Source organism: Allostigmatella hybrida, from assembly GCF_020103775.1.
GTDB classification, from domain to species: Bacteria; Myxococcota; Myxococcia; order Myxococcales; family Myxococcaceae; genus Hyalangium; species Hyalangium aurantiaca.
On record NZ_JAHXBH010000008.1, the window covers coordinates 240,344 to 259,643 of the forward strand.

A 19,300-nucleotide genomic window follows, 5' to 3' on the forward strand; every position below is an offset into this window, starting at 1 on the left:
CGCCAGCCTCCAACTCGCGGGAGCGCTGGCACGTGACGCAAAGGAACATCCTGGCGCTGGGGGTGCTGCTTCTCTTGGCCCCCCTGGCCTGGGCGCAGGAAGCCCCGGAGGCCCCCCCTTCACAGGCCGGGGCAGACGTCTCCGCCCAGGCCCTGGCGGTGTACGAGCAGGGCAAGCGCCTCTACGACGCCAAGGATTACGCGGGGGCGCTTGGGTGGTTCGATCAGGCCGCGGCGCTGGAGCCCGGCAAGGCGCGCTGGCAGTACAACCGGGGCCTGGCGCTGCGGAAGCTCAACCGCTTCGACGAGGCCCGGGACGCCCTGCTCCACGCGCGCACCCTCGACCCGGCGTACAAGCAGGCGGAGATCGACGGCAAGCTGCGGGAGATGGGCTTCGCCGAAACGGGCCAGGAGTCCTCTTCCGCAAGCTCCCCATCCCCGATGCTCTTGCCCCTTGCCTGCCTCCTCATCTCCGGCGGCATCCTCCTGTTCGTGATGTACCGGGTGTTCAAGACGACCTCCGCGGTCCGGCGGCGCGGGCCATCGGGTCTGGAGCCCCCCGTGCCCCCAAAGGACCTCCAGCGGTACGAAGCGCGGCTGGAGAAGAGCGCCGGCAAGCTCATCCAGGTGGAACATGCCCTGCGGCTGAACGAGGACGACGACCTGCGGGCGGTCCTCAACCAGGCCACGATGGCCGAGCAGCGGGCGCGCGAGGCCCTGGCGCGGGTCCAGCCAGGGGGGCTCTGGCTCCCGGAGGCCGAGGTGGAAGTCCAGAACGCCCAGGAGAGCGCGGAGGCCGCGCGGCAGTGGGCCCAGCGCCTCTTCGGCGAAAAGGCGTTTCTGCCCGAAGGCGAGCGCGTGGGCTGCTACTTCTGCGCGCGCCCGCTGGCCAACGCCACCTTCCGGAAGGGGGTACCCCTCAAGCGGGGCACGGACGTCACGAACGTCCTGGCGTGTCCCCCGTGCGCGAACATGGCCTCCGCGGGCCAGCCGCCTCCCGTGAAGGTCCTGATGGCACCGGGCGGCAAGGCGCAGCACTGGAGCGAGCTGGCGGGGTACGACCCGTATACCCACCGCCACAAGACCTATCCGAACCTGAGCCAGGTACCCGCGTGGCAGTACACCCCGGAGCGCTCCCTGGGAGAGGTGGCGGCGCTGGCCGCGGGCGGGGCGCTGGCGACGGGCTTGGCGGCCTACGGCGTGAGCAAGCTGCTGGACCTCGACGGCGCGAGCGAGGCGGCGGCGGCCCAGGCCGCGGCCCAGGAGGCGGCGGTGCGAGCCGGTGAACGCAACCAGGAACGCGACTGGAGAGATCACTCCTGATGGGCGCGCCCCGCTTCGTCTTCTATGCCGTCAACGGCCTGGGGCTGGGCCATGTCACGCGCCTGGTCTCCATCGCGCGGGCGCTGCGGCGGCTCTCTCCCGAGTGCGAGGTGCTCTTCCTCACCTCCTCCGAGGCGGACCACGTCATCTACCGGGAGGGCTTCGCGGCGGTGAAGCTGCCCTCGAAGACCATCCGCGAGCACTGTGGCCTGCGCAAGGGCACCTACCTCAAGCTGGCGCAGACGGTGACGTGGAACACCCTGGCCGCGTTCGACCCGGACGTGCTGGTGGTGGACACCTACCCCACCGGCTCCTTCGAGGAGCTCATCCCCGTGCTGCGCTGGCGGCAGAAGAACGTCTTCGTCTTCCGCGAGCAGCGGGCCGAGGCGGCCGGCTCCGGGCTGCTCCAGGCCTCGCTGCGGCTGTATGACCGGGTGCTCATCCCCCACGACAGCGTGGCCCAGGCCGGGCCGGTGCCCGAGCCCGCCAAGGCCCTGGCCGTGGGCCCCATCCTCATCCGCGAGCGCCACGAGCTGCCCACCCGGGCCCAGGCGCGCAAGACCCTGGGGCTGCCCGAGGAGGGCACCCTGCTCTATGCCTCCTTCGGGGGCGGAGGAGACCCCGAAGGGGCCCGCGCGTTGACGCTCACGGCCCAGGTCGTCCAAGAGCTGCCCGGCGTGCGGCTGGTGGTGGGCGCGGGCCCGCTGTGGCGCGAGCAGCCGCCCGCGCTGGAGGGTGCGGTGGTGCTCCAGGGCCGCTACCCCGCGCTGGACTTCCTGCCCGCCTTCGACGCGGCGGTGACGGCGGCGGGCTACAACGCCGTGCACGAGCTGCTCTACGCGGGCATCCCCTCCGTCTTCATCCCCTTCGAGCGGATGGTGGATGACCAGGAGAAGCGCGCGCGCGAGGTGGCGGCGGCCGGGGCGGGGCTTTCGTGCGTGCCACTGACCCGGGACGGGCTCGCCCAGGCGGTGCGGGAGGTGCTCAAGCCCGAGGTGCGCCAGCGCCTGAGCGCGGGGGCCCGGAAGAAGGTGGAGCGCAATGGCGCGGAGCCCGCGGCCCGGGCGCTGCTGGAGCTGCTCACATGAAGAACCCGGATGCGATGAAGGAACGCCTGAAGGGCTACCTGGAGCGCAGGCCTCGCACGGGGCCCGAGACGGTCCACCTGGACGTCACCAACGCGTGCAACCTCGACTGCATCACCTGCTGGAACTACGCGCCGGACCTGGCCCAGCCCAAGCCGGTGGCCTGGAAGCGGCAGCGGATGGACGCGGCCACCTTCCACCGCATGGTGGCGGAATGCGCCGAAGCGGGCGCCGAGCGGATCGTCATCAGCGGCGGAGGCGAGCCCTTCACCCACCCGGACATCTACGCCTTCATCGCCCAGGTGAAGGCCCGGGGCCTGCGGCTCACCGTCATCTCCAATGGTACCCTGTGTGACTGGGAGCGGGTGCGGGCGCTCGCGGTGGACCAGATGCTCCTCAACATGGCCTCCGCCTCCCCGGAGACCTACGCCACCTATCACCCCAACCAGCCGCCCGAGACGTTCCACCGGCTGCTGGAGGGTGTCCGGACGGTGCGGGACGTGACGGCCGTGAACCTGGTGCAGGTCATCAACAGGGTGAACTACCTGGAGCTGCCCGCCATGGTGCAACTCGCGCACGAGGTGGGCGCGCGGGCCTCCTTCAAGGTGGGGGATGTGCCCCGGGGCACCGAGCACCACGCGCTCACGGCCGCCCAGCGGCAGCAGGTCCTCGAAGAGCTGATTCCCGCGGCGCGCAAGCAGGCCAAGGCCCTGAAGGTGAAGCACAACCTGGATGCGTACGAGGCGCAGCTCTCGGGGAAGTGGCCCTCCGGGCAGGAGACAGGCTGCTTCGCGGGCTACCTCTACAGCCGCGTCTACGTGGACGGGCGCGTCTTCTTCTGCTGCGAGCACATCGAGGCCGGGCACGTGAAGGACGGTACGTTCCAGGAGGTGTGGCGGGCCCCCGCGTACGAGGCGGTGCGCCAGCGGCTGCACCGCGGGGAGTACTATCCGGGCTGCGCCCGCTGCGGAAAACACGACATGAACTTCGCGGCCTCCCGGGACTTGCGCGAGATGCTCGAAGCGGGAGACCTGCCATGAGCGGCCCCCGGCCCACCGTGAGCTGGAACATCGTCGGCGGGTGCAACTACCGCTGCACCTACTGCGTCCAGAAGCACATGCCGGGCATCGGCGGCCCCACGGACGCACAGCTCGAAGCGGCCCTCGCCACGCTGACCGCCCTGCCCGGAAGCTGGGAGTTCAAGATCTCCGGCGGCGAGCCCTTCCTCCTCAAGCGGCTGCCGGAGGTGGCCCAGCGGCTGGCCGCGGCGGGACACAAGGTCTCGCTGCTCACCAACCTCTCCGCCCCGCTGCGGGTGCTCTCCACCTTCATCGAGGCCGCGGGCGAGCAACTGCGCACCTTCTCGTGCTCGCTCCACCGCGAGGAGGTGGAGGAGGCGGTCTTCTTCGAGAAGGCCCAGGCGGTCCAGGCGATGCTGGCCAGGTGGCCCCGGGCGACCTTCGTCGTCAACAGCGTGGTGGTGCCCGGACAGGTGCCCGCGGTCTCCGGGAGCCGCGAGCGCTTCGAGGAGGCGGGCATCAAGTTCTACCCGCAGCTCATGCGGGTGAACGGCAAGCCGGCCGAGTACGGGTGGCTGGACCGCTGGCGCATCGACCGGGCCTTCGGCGACATGGTGTCCCCGTCCCAGATGAACCGCGGCTACCAGCTCAAGGGCCGCCTGTGCCACGCGGGCAGCAAGTACTTCATCATCCACCCCAAGGGGGATGCCTTCTCGTGTTACCCCGGCAAGCGCTTCGGGGATGGGCACCTGGGCAACGTCTTCGACGGGACGCTGAAGCTGTGGGAGGCACCCCGGCCCTGCCGCTACGAGGTGTGCCCCTGCACGGTGCCGCAGAACCGGGGCATCATCGAGGGCTTCGGCAAGGCCGCCGGGGACGAGGCGCACGCCTTCTGACCCCAAACGGACACGAGGCGAGGGACGGCATGGAAGCGAAGCAGCCCCAGCTGTCCATCATCATCCCCTGGAGCGGGCGGCCCGAGCTGGACGCCACCCTGGGCCGCAACCGCCGCTTCTTCGCTGCCCACCCCTTCGAGGTGCTGGTGGTGAACTGCGGCGGGGACATCCGGATGTTCCGCCGGGTGCTCCGGGCCCACCGCTTCCCGGGGCTGCGCGGCCTGGAGATGCGGGGCACCTCCTTTAATAAGTCCCTGGCGCTCAACCTGGGCGCCTCCACGGCCCGGGCCGGGCACCTGCTCTTCCTCGACACGGATGTGGTGCTGCGGAGGGACTTCCTGGCGGAGTCCCTGGCGCTGCTGGGCAAGCGGCACTTCGTCACCGTGGACCGCGTCTTCGAGTCGCACCCGCCCTCCAAGCGCCGCTCGCGCCTGCGGGAGCTGGCCTACCTCATGCGCTTCGTGGACCAGAAGGGCCGCGTCGCGCAGGTGGAGACCCGCCGCATGAACCTGCGCGACGGCAGCCGCAACGGGCCTGGGCTGGTGATGATGCGGCGCAAGCACTTCGAGAAAATCAACGGGATGAGCTCGGAGCTGTCGGGCTGGGGATGGGAGGACCTGGACCTGCTCATCCGCTTGCAGCTCGCCCTGGGCCTGACCCAGAAACGCCACGGCGACGTGGTGCACCTCACCCACGGTGACGAGCAGCACCGCCTCGGCGGCATGCACCGGAAGGCCAGCGAGCTGATCAACCTTTCCACCTGCCTGGAGAATTACCGCACCGGCTACTACTGGGGCACCTGCGAGGGCGACTTCCAGAAGTGGCAAGGGCGCTACACCTGGTTCGAACCGTCCAGCGTGGAGGGCAAGCACACAGGCAAGCCCTGACATGTCCTGGCCGTGTGAATGCCCATCTTCAAGCCCGCCAAAGCATCCGGGAGAAGACACGATGGCGACACTGCGGATGGGCCATGGGCCTAGCATGGAGCGTCTGGAGCAGGCAGGACACACGGTGGGCGGCTGGGTGGCGCGCTATGCCCGGTTTGGCTACGCGGCCCGGGGTGTGGTGTACGCCACCATCGGGGTGCTCGCGGTGAAGCTGGCGCTGGGCTCCGGCGGCAAGGCCACGGACACGAAAGGCGCGCTCGTCACTCTGGCAGAGCAACCCTTCAGCATCGTGCTGATGTCGCTCCTGGCGGCGGGCCTCGTCGCCTTCGCCGCCTGGCGCTTCGTCCAGGCGATCCTGGATCCCGAGAAGAAGGGCCGCGACGGCAAGGGGCTCGTCACCCGCGCGGGCTACTTCGGCAGTGGCATCCTGCACGTCACGCTCGCCCTGTCCGCGGTCCACCTGGTGACGGGCGCCGGGGCCCAGAAGGGCCGTGGCACCCAGGGGTGGACGGCGGAGCTGCTCTCCCAGCCCTTCGGGGCCGCGCTGGTCGCGCTGGTGGGCGCGGGTGTGATGGCCTTCGCCATCGCCCAGTTCCGCAACGCGTACACGGCGAAGTTCCGCGAGAAGCTCTCGCTGGGGCGCATGACGCCCACCCACCGCGAGTGGGCCATCCGGGTGAGCCGCTTCGGGCTCGCGGCGCGCGGCGTCGTCTTCACCCTCATCGGCGGCTTCCTCCTGCTCGCCGCCCTCCGGTCCAACCCCAGCGAGGCCAAGGGGCTGGATGAATCCCTGGCCGTCCTCGCGGACCAGCCGTTCGGCGCGGTGCTGCTGGGCATCGTCGCCCTGGGGCTGGTGGCCTATGCGGCCTACCTTTTCCTCCAGGCGCGCTACCGCCGCATCGTCGCGCCCTGAGCCGCTACTCGCAGAGGAAGCAGAGCGTCCGGGTGCCGGACGCCGTCCAGGCCACGGGGTACTGCCGGCAGGAGCGCCCCGGCTCGGACTGGAGGCGCTTCACCTGGGCCTCCAGGACCGGCCTCCCCTCTTCCGCTTGCTGCCGGTAGGCCTCCCAGTCCTCGGGGGAGGCCTCCCAGAAGACACAGGCGCCAGGGCCCCGCCGCACCTTGCCCTCGGCGAACACGGGCCAGTGCCCGTTGGTGGCCGTGTAATCCTCCGGCACCCAGCCCAGGGCCACGTTCGAGAAGTTCACCCGGGCCCAGGAGGGGCTCAAGAGCCCCCCGAAGCGCTTCCCCTCCTCGCGCAGCACCTGGCGGATGAGCGCGGAGCTCTCCCGGTCCTCCAGCGCCCCGAGCAGGGCGAACGGAGGCTGGCCCCGCGCCCGCTCCTGGTAGCTGGGCGTGTAGGCCGCGAAGGCCCGGCTCCACCCATGCGCCACCGCGAACAGCCCCACGGCCATGAGCAGGGCCAGGGCCACGCTCCTCTGTCTCGTGCGGAAGGGCGCCGCCTGCACCATCGCCCCCATCCGGAGGCTCGTCACGAGCAGGGCCGCGCTCAGCAGCAACACCACCGCGTGGAAGCCGTACTTGAGGAAGTAGTACCCCACGGGCATCCCCGCCTTCAGGTATGCCACCTGGACCAGCGCGTTGAAGCCGCCGAAGAGCACGGCGAAGTCGATCAGCCGCCGCTCCACCTTGTCTTCCCGCGAGGAGACGAAGCGCAAGGCCAGGAGCCCCGCCACGGCCCAGGCCTGGGTCCGCAGGGCCCGCACGGCGTCATGGTGAACGAGGCTGCCGTACACGGGCCCCAGGGGCAGCAGCTTCGTATAGGCATAGGCCCCCGCCGCCAGGAACACGAGCCCCATGAGCCGCGCGAGCCACGCCAGGGAGCGCTGCTCCCGGCCGAAGGAGAAGAAGCCCTCCCCGAGCGCCAGCACGCCCGCCATGAGGAGAAAGTCCCCCAGGTTCAGCCCATAGGTGAACCGGTAGAGGACCGTGAACCCAGCGAGCGCCGCGCACCGCCCCCAGGCCGTGCGGGGCAGCGCATAGGCCACCCAGGCGAGGACCAGCGGCACCAGCCCGAAGAGGTGGCCATAGAAGCCATCTGCCTGGTGGTAGTGCAGCAGCCGCAGCAGCAGGAAGGGCCACACGGTGACGGTGAGCGCCAGCAGGGCCCCCTGCGCCACGGCCCAGGCGCGAGGTGAGCGCCACAGCCGGACCGCCACGAATTCGAGCGCAGCGGCGAGCGCCACCGCGAGGACGGCCGGCACCAGATAGAAGCCCACCCGGAAGCCCGCGAACGTGTCCAGGCCGAACAGCCACTGCGCCCCGTACGTCACCGTGTGGAAGAAGGTGAAGCCCTGGTAGGTGCCAGGATCGCGGGTCACGAAGTCCATCCGCAGCGCGGCGTGGTTGCCCGCATCCCCGCCGCCCACCGAGACCAGCCCGTCCAGCACGGGGATGCCCAGCATGCCCCACGTCACCCTCGCCACCGCGGCGAGGTACAGCGCCTGGAGCAGGGAGCCCCCCATGTGCGTGGGCCACACGGGCCCGCGCGTGAAGGCCCTGCCTGTGATGCCGAGCGCCCCCACCCCACCCACGGCGGCCCCCACCCACAGCGGCAATCCCAGAGCGGCGCGGAGCACGCTCGCCGCCGCGGCGGGAAGCAGGACGAGGAGCAGCAGCAGACAGAGCAGCGCGCCCAGCCCCCGGGGGGGCGGCGTGCCGGACGTGGGAACCGGAGAGGCGGCTTCCGGCAAGGCGGGCTCCTGGAACATGGCTCAGCGGACCGGGGGCCCGGGGTCCTCGGAGGCCGTCGCCCCGGCGGGAGCCTGGGGCTCACGCTGCGCCGTCAGCACGGCGAGCTCCTGCGCCAGGCGCTGAATCTGACTGCGCTGCTCGGCCACCTGAAGGCTCAGCCGGAACAGCAGCCACAGCAGCACGAGGCAGACCAGGAAGAAGAGCGCCGAGGGCGCGTAATAGATGCCCATCGCCGCGGCGATCGCATCAATGGCGCCGCGCCAGATGGCCAGCGCGGCGGTGAAGACGGAGACCAGCAACCAGCTGAAGGTGTGGCGCTCCGGGGTCCGCCTGCGGCGCGCCGAGAGGAGCACCGCCAGGCCGAAGAGGGCCGAGACCGCCAGGACGATGATGCTGGAGCGGCTCATGCGCCTCAGACCGTCCGGAACCGCTCCAGCAGGAGCGCGAAGGACACCTTGGCCATGTAGAAGACCGAGCGCCACGGGGTGAGCGAGCTCAGCCCCGCGCGCCGGGAGCGCATCCGCACGGGCACCTCCACGATGGGCAGGTGCTGCCGCGAGGCCATCAGCACGCTCTCGGGCTCCGGGTAGTCGTGAGGAAAGCGTGTCGAGAACAGGCGCATGGCCCGGGGCCCGAAGCCACGGAAGCCGGAGGTCGGATCCGTGATGCGCTGCCGGCACAGCGACGAGAGCAGGTGGGCGATGAACCGGCTGCCCAGGCGGCGCAGCCACGTGGACTGGAAGCTGGCCACCCCGGCGAAGCGGCTGCCCACCACCAGCTCCGCGCCCTCGTCGAGCGCCTTCAGCAGCAGGGGAACACTCTGCGGATCATGCTGCCCATCCCCATCCATCCGCAGCGCGCGCGCATAGCCCTGGCGCAGCGCGTACAGAAGGCCCGTGGACTCGCCCGCGGCAACGCCCAGGTTGAAGGGATGGCGCACCACCCCCGCGCCGGCCTCGCGGGCCCGCGCCGCCGTCGCATCCCGGGAGCCATCATCGACCACCAGCACGTCCACGGCGGGAAGCTGGCCGCGAAGCTCTCGCACGGTGGCGGCGATGCTGGCCTCCTCGTTGTAGGCCAGCAGGATGATGAGGGTCCTGGCTCCCATGGGCTCTCCGGAAGCGGGGTGTACCCCAAACCGGGCGCCATTGCCCAGTCACAGACTTCTGAGACGGGGCCTACGGCGGGGCCATGAGCCGCGCCGCCAGCTCGTCCGGTTTCGTGAGCGGCCGCTCGCAGGCGAAGCCCCGGCAGACGTAGGCCGCGGCCTGTCCCGCCACCGGCTCGCGCCCCTCGAAGAGCTCCTTCAGCAGCGGCGGCACGGCGGCGCCCGGCTCCTTCCACCCCACCGCGAAGGTGGGGGCGAAGGTGCGCTGCGCCGCCTCCAGCAACGGGGCCACCTGCTCCCGCGTGCCCGCGAAGGTGATGCCCGCGCCCCCATCCAGGAACGTGTCCGCCGCCAGCGCCAGGTGCCCATACCCCAGCGGGTTCTCCTCCAGCGCCTTGCGCATCCGGGACAGGTACCGCTCGGGCAGCTCCAGCTGGGACTTGTCCCCCGTCAACGCCGCCAGGGCCACCTGCGCCTCGGTGAGCGTGGAGGCGCCCGAGGGGAAGGCGTTGTCGAAGAGCGAGTAGGTGGCGACCACCAGGTCCTTCTGCCCCTTCGGCGCGGACAGGTAGGCCTGCTTCTCCTCATCCCAGAACAGCTCCACCGCCCGCTTCACCACCTCGCCCGCGGCCTCCAGGTACTTCGCCTCGAAGGTGGCCTGGTAGAGCGCCGTGAGCCCCGCCGCGAAGTCGCCGTAGTCCTCCAGGAAGCCGTCGATGCGGCCCCCGCCCTCTTCATAGGAGCGGCTCAGCCGCGTCCCATCCCACATGTGCGTGAGCACGAAGTCCGCGGCCCCGGCCGCCAGGTGCGCCCACTCCGGCCGGCCAAACACCCGCGAGGCGAACGCCAGCCCGCGAATCATCAGCCCATTCCAGCCCGAGAGAATCTTGTCGTCCCGCCCGGGCTTCACCCGCTGCTCGCGGATGCCGAAGAGGGCCTCCCGCGCGGACGCCAGGGTGCGCTCCAGCGCCTCCACGGGCAGCCCCCGCTCCTGGGCGATCTGCGCGGCGGGCACGGCCACCTCCAGCACGGTGGTGCCGTGCTCGAAGTTCCCCTGGGGGGTGATGCGGAAGTGGCGCAGGAGGAGGTTCGCGTGCTCCGGGGCGAGCGCCGAGCACACCTGCGCCGGAGTCCACACGAAGAAGCGGCCCTCCTCGCCCTCGCTGTCCGCGTCCTGCGCGGCGTAGAAGCCGCCCCGCGCGTCCGTCATCTCCCGGCGCACGTACGCCGCGGTCTCTTCCACCACCTTGCGCCACAGGGGCCGGGACTCCACCTGCTCGCCCTCGGCGTACAGGTGCAGGAGCTGGGCGTTGTCGTAGAGCATCTTCTCGAAGTGCGGCACCCGCCAGCGCTCGTCCACGGCGTAGCGGTGGAAGCCGCCGCCGAGCTGGTCGTAGATGCCCCCCAGCGCCATGTGCTCCAGCGTCCGCAGGGCCGCGTCCTTGAGCGGCGTGGGGCCGCCCCGCCGCCAGGCCCGGAGCATGAAGGACACGTTCATGGGGTTGGGGAACTTGGGCGCGCCCCCGAAGCCGCCGTGGACCGGGTCCACGTGGCGCAGCATCCGCTCGCCCATCTTCTTCACGTCGTCCACCGTGAGCGCCGCCGGGGCCGCCTCCAGGCCATAGGTGGCCAGCTCCCCCAGCCCCTCCTGGAAGTCCGACGCCTGGGACAGCACCTTCTCCCGGTCGTTCATCCAGGCGTCATGGAGCGAGGCCAGCACCTTGGGAAACCCCGGGCGCCCATACTTGTCCTGGGGCGGGAAGTAGGTGCCGCCGTAGAAGGGCCGCAGGTCCGGCGTGAGGAACACGGTGAGGGGCCAGCCGCCCCCCTGCCCCATGAGCTGCACCACCCCCTGGTAGATTTGATCCAGGTCCGGCCGCTCCTCCCGGTCCACCTTGATGTTGATGAAGTGCGCGTTCATCACCCCCGCGATGGCCGGATTCTCGAAGGACTCATGGGCCATCACGTGGCACCAGTGGCACGCGGAGTAGCCGACCGACAGCAGGATGGGCTTGTCCTCCGCCCGGGCGCGCTCCAGCGCCTCTTGTCCCCAGGGGTACCAATCCACCGGGTTGTGCGCGTGCTGCCGCAGGTACGGAGAATGCTCGCGGGCGAGTCGGTTACCGGCACGGGAGGGCGTCTGGGAAGGGTCCATGATCGCTGCGGCTCGCGGAGAGGAGGAACCTCTGGAATAGGAACCCCCTGAACTGGGAGCAAGCCAGAAAGACACCTCCAGTGTCATTCCTGGAAAACACAAGGCCCTTCTCCCCTGTTCAATTGGCCTTGGGTGCGCTTTGTCCGGGGCGTGGCCCTCACCGCCAGTGTCCCGTTGACCCAGCCGATGAAAGCCTGCCTTGCCCTGCTTGCCCTGAGTGCGGCCATCCGGCTCGCCCTGGCGCTGGGAACGGACGTCTACTTCGACGAGGCGTACTACTGGCAATGGTCGCAGCGCCTGGACTGGGGCTACTACGATCATCCGCCCCTGGTCGCCTGGCTCATCGCCGCGCTCGGCATCCGGCCCATGGCGCTGCTCTGCGGGGCGGGCACCGTGGCGGCGGTCTGGGGGCTCGCGCGGGACGTGCACGGCCACGCCGAGGCGGCCTGGCGGGCGGCGGCGCTGTGGAGCTGCGTGCCCATCGCCATCCTGTCAGGCGTGTGGGCCACCCCGGACACGCCCCTGCTGCTGTTCTGGACGCTGGCGCTGTGGGCGCTCTGGCGCGAGCGGTGGCTGCTGGCGGGCCTGGCGCTGGGGCTGGCGCTCCTGTCGAAGTACTCCGCCCTGCTGCTCGGAATAGCGTTCCTGGCCGCGGCCGTGCGGCGGCGGCGGCTGCCCGCGGGCGCCTGGGGCGCGGCGCTCCTGGGCGCCCTGCTCTTCCTGCCCGTGGTGCTGTGGAATGCCCGGCTCGACTGGGCGGGCTTCGCCTTTCAGCTCCACCACGGCCTGGGGGGCAAGGGAGGCCTGAAGTCCTTCCTGGAGTTTCTAGGAGGTCAGCTCGCGCTGGGCGGGCCGGTGCTGCTCCCCCTGGCCTTCCTCTATGTCCTCCGGGGGGACCGCGAGCAGTTCCTCCTGAAGGCGGCGGCGGTGGTGCCGCTGCTCTTCTTCGGGCTCGCCGCCATCCGCACGCGGGGCGAGGCCAACTGGCCCGCCATGGCCTACATCGCGGTCTGTGTCGGCGTGGCGGGCTTGCGGCCCCCGAAGGCCCTGGAGACCGCGGCGTGGAGTGGGCTCGCCGTGGTGCTCGCCGTGGGCTCCCACCTGCTCTTTCCCCTGCTGCGCTTCCAGCGGGATGTGCCCCTGGAGCGGACCCAGGGCTGGGCCGTGCTCGCCGCGCTCGCCGAGCCCGGACGGCTGTTCTCGGACGCCGATGCCGCGCCGATCGCCGTCGTCTACGCCCCCAACTACCAGCTCGCCTCCCAGGCCGCGCACTACGCGCACCTGCCGGTGGACACCGCGGGCCCCGCCCGGCCGAGCCAGTACGACGCGTGGCCCCGGCCCCCGGTTGCTCCGGGCCAGGACGCCCTCTGGTGCTCGGAGCGGGAGCTGCCGCCCGACGAGCTGGTGGCGCGCTTCACCACCCTGGAGGGCCCCGTCGAGCTGCCCGCCGATTTCCAGGGGCGCCGGGTCCACACCTTCCGCATCTGGAGGCTCCGCTCCGCGCGCCCCCCCGACGTCCCCGCCGACGCCAGCGCCCTCCGTCAGAACTAGCTGTTTATCCAGTTTTTACTGGTCTATATGGTCTCCTGGACAAGGTAGCCCCCGGGAGAGACCGTGATGACGAGCGTGAGATGGCGCAGGGCCTTCACTTGCCTGGGCTTGGCCCTGGGCCTGGCGCACGCGGGCGAGGCCCCGGCGGCGCCGTGGCGAAGCGCGCTGTACCCTTCCACCTGGAAGCCCGGGGACTCGAACCCCGCCAACACCGCCCAGTTCCTGCATGACTTCTCCTACGCCGGCTACCGCCTGCGGCAGGCGGAGCCGCCCTTCCGCACGGACCGCATCATCGACGTGACGCAGGCGCCCTACTACGCGAACAACACGGGCGGCGCGGACGTGACGGCCATCCTCCAGAAGGCCATCGACGACGCGGGAGCGCTCAGCGGGGGCGCCGTGGTGTACCTGCCCCGGGGGACCTACCGGGTAGCCCCTCCCTCCGGGAAGAGCTACGCGCTGGCCCTGACCAAGAACAACGTCGTGCTCCGGGGCCAGGGGCCCACGGCCACCTTCCTCTACAACGACGCGACGAACATGCGCGCCAAGAGCGTCATCCGGGTGGGGCCCGCCTCGGGAGGCGCGTGGACGTCCAGCGGCACCTCCACCGTGTCCGTGAGCGCGGACCTGCCCAACCGCACCACGCGCATTCCCCTCACCAGCGTGACCGGCTTCAGCGTGGGTGACTGGATCGTCCTACGCACGGATATGACTTCCTCGCTGATCAGCGAGCTGAACATGGCGGGCCTCGGCTGGGAGTCCCTGGAGGGGACAACGTTCTACCGGCGCATCACCGCCATCGACACCGCCGCGAAGACGCTCACCCTCGACATCCCCCTGCGCGCCGCCATGAAGACCCGGGACAACGCGCGGGTCTACAAGATTGGCGCCCACGTGTCGGAGGTGGGCGTGGAGAACCTGGCCATCGGCATGCGGGAGAACACGACGCCCGGGACCGGGGGCACGGACTTCTCGGTGCCCGGCACCGGAGCGTACGAGATGCATGACGCCTTCGGCGTGAAGCTGCACCACACCGTGGACGGGTGGCTCGTCAACGTGAAGACGTACCGGCCCGCGTCCAACACGCAGGATGTCCACCTGCTGTCCAATGGGCTCGACCTGTCCTTCACCCGCAACATCACCGTGGACAGCTGCGAGTTCAGCAAGCCCCAGTACCGGGGCGAGGGCGGCAACGGCTACCTGTTCTCCCTCCGGGGCAGCGACAACCTCATCAAGGACAGTTCGGCCAACCGGGGGCGGCACAACTTCAACTTCCGGTCCCTGCAGACCACCGGCAACGTGCTGTTCAACAGCCGGATGAACGAAGGCAGCCTGGTATCTGACTTCCACATGCACCTGAGCGCGGCCAACTTGCTGGACAACCTCACGCTCTACCTCGACAGCGCTGAGGCCGCGGACCGGTCTCCCTACGGGACGGTCAAGCACGGCCTCACCACCACGCAGAGCGTGTTCTGGAACACGAACGGGGCCCAGTACCACCCGAGCAAGAGCTACATCGTCAAGTCGCAGCAGCAGGGGTACGGCTACGTGATTGGCGTCCGGGGCAGCGCCACCCGGGTGGACATCCCCACGGGCGGGGTGGCGGCCCCCACCGACTTCGCGGAGACGAGCACCTCCGGCAACGAGCTCCAGCCCCAGTCCCTCTATGTGGACCAGCTCAAGAAGCGGCTGGGGAGCACTGCGGAGCACGAGGGCCCCGTGCTCATCTACCAGGCCGAGAACCTGCTCCCCACCAGCGCGGGCGACGCGTCCTCGACGGGCGTCGAGGCCGAGGCCCTCAACGGCGGGCTCCGCTACCACAACACCGGTGCCGCGGGCACCAAGGTGGCCTACACCCTGTACCCGCGCACGGTGGGCACCTTCCGGGTGGGCGTGCGCACGAAGAAGAACAACGGCCGGGGGCAGTATCAGCTCGACATCGATGGGGCCAAGCAGGGTGTGGTGCAGGACAACTACTCCAGCACCACGGTGTGGGCGGAGGCAGACCTGGGGACGGTGAGCTTCCCGGACCTCAACCCGCGCGTCTTCACCTTCACCACCGTGGGCAAAAACGCCGCCAGCAGCGGCTTCAACATCGCCGTCGACGCCATCACCCTCACCCGGCAATAACCCCATGTCCCGACATCCCCTCCAGCCCCTGGCCGTCCTCGGCTTGCTGATGGCGTTCCCCGTCCTGGCCGCGGAGGAGGAGAGCGCCCCCCGGTCCACGCCCGTCCTCCAGGCCGTGACGGGCACGCAGTTCCTCAACCCGGACGCGTTCCTGGGCGGCTACCAGGACCCGGCCTGGTACAAGAAGAACATCCCCTTCTTCGAGGCGCCCGACCGGCAGATCCAGGACGTCTATTACTACCGCTGGTACGCCCTGCTGCAGCACCTGCGCTACGCCACCCCCGGCGTGGGCTACATCATCAACGAGTTCGTCAACGCGGTCTGGTACTCGCAGAAGTTCGACACCATCAGCGCCGCGGCCGGCCACCACATCTACGAGGCGCGCTGGTTGAGGGACCCGCGCTACCTCGACGACTACCAGACGTTCTGGATGCGCGGCGGCGGCAGCGCGCGCCAGTACAGCTTCTGGGCGGCGGACTCCTACTACGCCCGCTACCTGGTCAACGGGGATGCGGCCTTCGTCAAGGACCTGCTTCCGGAGCTGATTGAAAACTTCGAGGCGTGGTCGGACCACTACGAGCCCGCCAACGGCCTCTACTGGCAGGTGCCCGTCTGGGACGCGTCCGAGTTCACCATCAGCTCGTACCAGACGAATGATCCGTACCACGGGGGCACGGGCTACCGGCCCTCGCTCAACGCCTACCAGTATGGCGATGCCATGGCCATCGCGCGCATCGCCAGGCTCACCGGCGACGCGGTGCTCGAGTCCCGGTACCTCGGCCGCGCTGCGGCGATCAAGGCCACCACGCAGCAGAAGCTGTGGGACCCGTCGCGGAAGTTCTTCTTCCACATGATGCGCAACAACCAGGCGCAGAATTACCCGTACCCCGAGGGGACGCTGCTCGATGGCCGGGAGCACTTCGGCTTCGTGCCCTGGTACTTCAACATGCCCGACCCGGCCTACTCGGAGGCCTGGACCGCGTTGATGGATCCGCAGGGCTTCGCCGCCACGTACGGGCCCACCACCGCCGAGCGGCGGCACCGCCTGTTCATGAAGGACGCCATGGCTGGCTGCTGCCGCTGGAGCGGGGTCTCCTGGCCCTTCGCCACCAGCCAGGTCATCACCGCGATGGCCAACCTGCTCAATAACTACAGCCAGCCCTATGTCACCCGGGACGACTACTTCAAGGTGCTCAAGGGCTACACCGTGTCGCAGTACAAGAACGGCCGGCCCTACGTGGCCGAGGCGCTCCACCCCGACTCCGGCCAGTGGATCTACGACGGCCAGGGGCACAGCGAGCACTACAACCACTCCTCCTATAACGATCTCGTCATCTCCGGCCTGGTGGGCATCCGCCCGCGCTCCGACAACACCTTCGAGGTGAACCCGCTGGTGCCCAGTACGTGGTCCTACTTCCTGCTGGAGAACGTGCCCTACCACGGCCACCTGATGACCGTGCTGTATGACCGGGACGGCACGCGCTACGGCCAGGGCAAGGGGCTGCGCGTGTACCAGGACGGCGCCTTCCTCGGCAGCGCGGCCACGCTCCAGCGGCTGACGCTGCCCATGGCCGCGCCCCTCCCGCAGGAGCGGCCCGCGCGCATGGAGAACTTCGCCGCCAACGCCTACGCCACGGGCTACCCGGTGGCCTCGGCCTCCTACACCGCCAGCATCGATGACGCGCAGCGCGCGATCGACGGGCGCATCTACTACGACGACATCCCCAACAGCCGCTGGACCAACTACCAGTCCTCCAACGCAAGCGACTGGCTGGCGGTGGACTTCGGCACCGTGCGCAGCGTGAACCAGGTCCGGCTCCACGTCTATGATGATGGCGGGGGCGTCAGGGCGCCGGCCAGCTATGACGTGCAGGCCTTGAACGGCAGCGCGTGGGTCTCCATCGCGGGCCAGAGCAAGAGCCCCGCCACCCCCGCGGGCGATGCGCCCAACCAGGTCACCTTCCCCGCCGTGAGCACCCGGAAGATCCGCGTGGTGTTCCAGAACCCCGCGGGCGCCAAGGTGGGCGTGACGGAGCTGGAGGCCTGGGGCCCGGCGCCCAGCACCTTCACGGACACCTTCGACGCCAACGCGGCCCGGTGGACGCCGTACGGCGGAAGCTGGTCGGTGACAGGCGGCCAGTACGCCGTCGCGGCCTCCGGCGGAAAGGCCATCGCCCAGTCGACCCGCTTCGCGGACTTCACCTTCTCCTCCAAGGTGACCGTCACGTCCGCCGGCGACGCGGGGCTCCTGTTCCGGGTCACCAACCCCGAGACCGGCAACGACGCGCACAACGGCTACTACGTGGGGCTCGTCTCGGGCACCGGCGAGGTGGTCCTCGGCAAGATGAACAGCGCCTGGCAGCAGCTCAAGAGTGCGCCCGCTGCTGTCCAGCTGAACAAGACCCACCTTCTCAAGATCGTCGCGCAGCAGGGCACCTTGCACGTGTACGTGGATGACCTGAACACCCCGAAGCTGACCTTCGAGGACACCACCTTCCTGGACGGCGCCATCGGCCTGCGCTCGTACCAGGCGGCCGCGCGCTTCGATGACATCCAGGTCTCCAGCCGGCTCCTGGCCGAAGCCGAGAGCGGCACCCTCACCCACATCCTCGTGAAGCCCAGCGCGGACGCCTCCGGTGGACAGTTCGTGGGGGAGATCGACCACGCCGACAGCGCCGTCGAGCTACGCGGCCTCGCGGTGGCCAAGGCGGGCCGGTACACCGTGCGCATCACCTACGCCAACGGCACGGGCGTCACCAGCAGCCACGGGCTGTCCGTGAATGGCGAAGCGCCGCAGCAGGTGTTCTATGCCCCGACGGCGGGCTGGGCGCGCTTCAGCACCGTCACGGCTGGCGTCACCCTGCGCGCGGGCACCAACACCCTGCGCTTCACCAAGGGCGAGCAGTTCGCGGAGCTCGACGTCATCGAGTTCATCCCGCGGCTCTGAGCCCCCGGATTTTCATGACAGGTCTCCCGTCCAGTCCGCAGGCCACGTTCATGCGGACTGGACGTCCTCTCCCTTATTCCCTCTCTTCCCAGCTTTATGATGCTCACACGTCGGAGAAGCGGGCGTTGACTGTTCCATGACGCCGCAATAGCCTCGCGACAGCGGAGGGGGCCGTCATGCGATCTATCAAGCTAACCGTGGGAAACACCATTCTCGGCAAGGCCAAGACCTGGGCCTATCCAGATGGGCAGCACCTGGGAATTTACACCATCCCAACCTACGAACTGCTTGTTTCAGGCACAGAGCCGGGCGGCAAAAAAGTAAGCCACTCGTTCGAGGTACTCAGGTTCGGAATCCAGTTCAAAAAGGGCTTTAGCTCTCCCAAAGTGGTTGGACTCTCCGATAAGCAAACACACACACTCAAAGCTTGGCTGCCCACCTACTCGGTTCACTCAGCAAGGTCAGTGGAAAAGGGAGCTTGGCATGTCTACGACAATTTTTTGATTCACGATGGGCCTGACAATCCAAGCGGGGAGGTCTACGCCTCCATCGGCTGCATCGAGATTTGCAACGGACCCCAAGGCTTTGATCGATTCAACGATTTGCTGATTTCCTTGTCAGGTCCCACGGCGCGAACCAAGCCAGAGCAGCTCTTGGAGATCGGAAGCGCCCGGAAAATATCCATCGACTACCAACAAGCACCGCGTCCGCCCCTGACCCGGTAGAGTTCTGTATGAACAAGTCATTTGTGCGTTCGGCCATCCTGGCGCTTTCACTGGTCACAGGTGGCTGTGAGTCCAAGACCGAGCCTGTTGTCTCCCAACAAGCAGGCCCTCCCAAGGCGGTTGCAGAACCGTCCTCACAAGCCGCTCCAAGCTTCTCGGTCCCCCAAAAACTGATTGAGCAGGTTGCGGAAGACTTCATTGCCCTCGCATCCCAAGCATGGGTGGACTTCAAGGTTTGTGACCATAGGTCCAAGACGGACGACAAGCGCTCTTTCCTGAGCCAGAGCTTTGAAGCGGCACTGCCCGCCACGGCCCAGGTCCACTGGAAAGAGTTGTCCGTTGGCGAAGAGGGGGCTCCCTCTTCACTGCACCTCGGACTGATTGCCATCACCTTTCCCACCCAGGAGGAAGCCACTCCGCTCTACACCCAACTTTCGAGGGCAGAGCAGCCGTATCTGAGAAACACGAAGATTCTGACCCAGTACAAAGCCCTGAGACGCGCCAACACCGTGGTGCTCATCTACTCGGAAACGTTCGTCCAAGAGGCGCTGGTGCGTTTCTTCGCGACAGCACAGCTTCCCCAGTGATGCGAGCCTGATCTCCGGACGGCTCAGAGCCACCCCTTTCAAGGTGATGGAGGGGGTAGTCCCCGGACGAGCGAGTCAAAGAGCCGTCCGGGCATTGAGAGTGGGGAGTGCGCGAGGCCTACGCGAAGAGCCAGTGCATTTTGCAGGCTTTGACCCTTGGAAAGACGCTTCGT

General features: G+C 69.1%; 15 protein-coding genes. 11 read left to right on the forward strand and 4 right to left on the reverse strand.

What is annotated here, in order from left to right; all coding sequences use genetic code 11:
- The first annotated feature begins 32 nt into the window (after nucleotides 1-32).
- The 6 genes from KY661_RS16735 (at nucleotide 33) to KY661_RS16760 (ending at nucleotide 6,122) form a co-directional block, all read left to right on the forward strand.
- Nucleotides 33-1,322, forward strand: a complete 1,290-nt coding sequence (locus tag KY661_RS16735; protein ID WP_225411136.1) for a tetratricopeptide repeat protein — start codon at nucleotides 33-35, stop codon at nucleotides 1,320-1,322.
- The gene (locus tag KY661_RS16740; RefSeq protein ID WP_225411137.1) at nucleotides 1,322-2,410 is read left to right on the forward strand and encodes a glycosyltransferase; all 1,089 of its coding nucleotides are present in this window, start codon (nucleotides 1,322-1,324) and stop codon (nucleotides 2,408-2,410) included. Before KY661_RS16735 ends, KY661_RS16740 begins: the two co-directional genes overlap by 1 nt.
- On the forward strand, nucleotides 2,407-3,447 hold the full coding sequence (locus tag KY661_RS16745; RefSeq protein ID WP_225411138.1) for a radical SAM/SPASM domain-containing protein: 1,041 nt from the start codon (nucleotides 2,407-2,409) through the stop codon (nucleotides 3,445-3,447). Before KY661_RS16740 ends, KY661_RS16745 begins: the two co-directional genes overlap by 4 nt.
- Nucleotides 3,444-4,322 (forward strand): radical SAM protein, encoded by an 879-nt coding sequence (locus KY661_RS16750; protein ID WP_225411139.1) that lies wholly within the window; start codon nucleotides 3,444-3,446, stop codon nucleotides 4,320-4,322. Before KY661_RS16745 ends, KY661_RS16750 begins: the two co-directional genes overlap by 4 nt.
- 29 nt (nucleotides 4,323-4,351) lie before the next feature.
- Nucleotides 4,352-5,209 (forward strand): galactosyltransferase-related protein, encoded by an 858-nt coding sequence (locus KY661_RS16755; protein ID WP_225411140.1) that lies wholly within the window; start codon nucleotides 4,352-4,354, stop codon nucleotides 5,207-5,209.
- A gap of 61 nt (nucleotides 5,210-5,270) precedes the next feature.
- Entirely contained in the window at nucleotides 5,271-6,122 is an 852-nt protein-coding gene (locus KY661_RS16760; RefSeq protein ID WP_225411141.1) for a DUF1206 domain-containing protein, read from the forward strand.
- A 4-nt stretch (nucleotides 6,123-6,126) separates the two neighbouring features.
- On the opposite strand, the gene KY661_RS16765 is transcribed toward KY661_RS16760, so the two are convergent.
- From KY661_RS16765 to KY661_RS16780, 4 genes are all read right to left on the reverse strand, one after another.
- Complete coding sequence (locus tag KY661_RS16765; RefSeq protein WP_225411142.1) at nucleotides 6,127-7,923, reverse strand: hypothetical protein; 1,797 nt, start codon at nucleotides 7,921-7,923, stop codon at nucleotides 6,127-6,129.
- A 21-nt stretch (nucleotides 7,924-7,944) separates the two neighbouring features.
- Nucleotides 7,945-8,331 (reverse strand): DUF2304 domain-containing protein, encoded by a 387-nt coding sequence (locus KY661_RS16770; protein WP_225411143.1) that lies wholly within the window; start codon nucleotides 8,329-8,331, stop codon nucleotides 7,945-7,947.
- A 5-nt stretch (nucleotides 8,332-8,336) separates the two neighbouring features.
- Nucleotides 8,337-9,032, reverse strand: coding sequence for a glycosyltransferase family 2 protein (locus KY661_RS16775; protein WP_075007530.1), 696 nt, complete (start codon nucleotides 9,030-9,032; stop codon nucleotides 8,337-8,339).
- 70 nt (nucleotides 9,033-9,102) lie between these two features.
- Nucleotides 9,103-11,187, reverse strand: a complete 2,085-nt coding sequence (locus tag KY661_RS16780; protein ID WP_225411144.1) for a thioredoxin domain-containing protein — start codon at nucleotides 11,185-11,187, stop codon at nucleotides 9,103-9,105.
- A 186-nt stretch (nucleotides 11,188-11,373) separates the two neighbouring features.
- On the opposite strand from KY661_RS16780, the gene KY661_RS16785 reads away from it, so the two are divergent.
- From KY661_RS16785 to KY661_RS16805, 5 genes are all read left to right on the forward strand, one after another.
- Nucleotides 11,374-12,738, forward strand: coding sequence for an ArnT family glycosyltransferase (locus KY661_RS16785; RefSeq protein WP_225411145.1), 1,365 nt, complete (start codon nucleotides 11,374-11,376; stop codon nucleotides 12,736-12,738).
- A gap of 66 nt (nucleotides 12,739-12,804) precedes the next feature.
- Complete coding sequence (locus KY661_RS16790; RefSeq protein WP_225411146.1) at nucleotides 12,805-14,868, forward strand: glycoside hydrolase family 55 protein; 2,064 nt, start codon at nucleotides 12,805-12,807, stop codon at nucleotides 14,866-14,868.
- A gap of 4 nt (nucleotides 14,869-14,872) precedes the next feature.
- Nucleotides 14,873-17,815, forward strand: a complete 2,943-nt coding sequence (locus KY661_RS16795; protein ID WP_225411147.1) for an MGH1-like glycoside hydrolase domain-containing protein — start codon at nucleotides 14,873-14,875, stop codon at nucleotides 17,813-17,815.
- 176 nt (nucleotides 17,816-17,991) lie between these two features.
- The gene (locus KY661_RS16800; RefSeq protein WP_225411148.1) at nucleotides 17,992-18,540 is read left to right on the forward strand and encodes a hypothetical protein; all 549 of its coding nucleotides are present in this window, start codon (nucleotides 17,992-17,994) and stop codon (nucleotides 18,538-18,540) included.
- Between the two features lie 8 nt (nucleotides 18,541-18,548).
- The gene (locus tag KY661_RS16805) at nucleotides 18,549-19,127 is read left to right on the forward strand and encodes a hypothetical protein (protein WP_225411149.1); all 579 of its coding nucleotides are present in this window, start codon (nucleotides 18,549-18,551) and stop codon (nucleotides 19,125-19,127) included.
- Nucleotides 19,128-19,300: the final 173 nt, after the last annotated feature.

Excerpts from the sequence above, each read along its gene's own strand:
- KY661_RS16740 (WP_225411137.1), top strand. The coding sequence starts at position 1,322 with ATGGGCGCGCCCCGCTTCGTCTTCTATGCCGTCAACGGCCTGGGGCTG.
- KY661_RS16745 (WP_225411138.1), top strand. The coding sequence starts at position 2,407 with ATGAAGAACCCGGATGCGATGAAGGAACGCCTGAAGGGCTACCTGGAG.
- KY661_RS16750 (WP_225411139.1), top strand. The coding sequence starts at position 3,444 with ATGAGCGGCCCCCGGCCCACCGTGAGCTGGAACATCGTCGGCGGGTGC.
- KY661_RS16755 (WP_225411140.1), top strand. The coding sequence starts at position 4,352 with ATGGAAGCGAAGCAGCCCCAGCTGTCCATCATCATCCCCTGGAGCGGG.
- KY661_RS16760 (WP_225411141.1), top strand. The coding sequence starts at position 5,271 with ATGGCGACACTGCGGATGGGCCATGGGCCTAGCATGGAGCGTCTGGAG.
- KY661_RS16770 (WP_225411143.1), bottom strand. The coding sequence starts at position 8,331 with ATGAGCCGCTCCAGCATCATCGTCCTGGCGGTCTCGGCCCTCTTCGGC.
- KY661_RS16775 (WP_075007530.1), bottom strand. The coding sequence starts at position 9,032 with ATGGGAGCCAGGACCCTCATCATCCTGCTGGCCTACAACGAGGAGGCC.
- KY661_RS16780 (WP_225411144.1), bottom strand. The coding sequence starts at position 11,187 with ATGGACCCTTCCCAGACGCCCTCCCGTGCCGGTAACCGACTCGCCCGC.
- KY661_RS16785 (WP_225411145.1), top strand. The coding sequence starts at position 11,374 with ATGAAAGCCTGCCTTGCCCTGCTTGCCCTGAGTGCGGCCATCCGGCTC.
- KY661_RS16790 (WP_225411146.1), top strand. The coding sequence starts at position 12,805 with ATGACGAGCGTGAGATGGCGCAGGGCCTTCACTTGCCTGGGCTTGGCC.
- KY661_RS16795 (WP_225411147.1), top strand. The coding sequence starts at position 14,873 with ATGTCCCGACATCCCCTCCAGCCCCTGGCCGTCCTCGGCTTGCTGATG.
- KY661_RS16800 (WP_225411148.1), top strand. The coding sequence starts at position 17,992 with ATGCGATCTATCAAGCTAACCGTGGGAAACACCATTCTCGGCAAGGCC.
- KY661_RS16805 (WP_225411149.1), top strand. The coding sequence starts at position 18,549 with ATGAACAAGTCATTTGTGCGTTCGGCCATCCTGGCGCTTTCACTGGTC.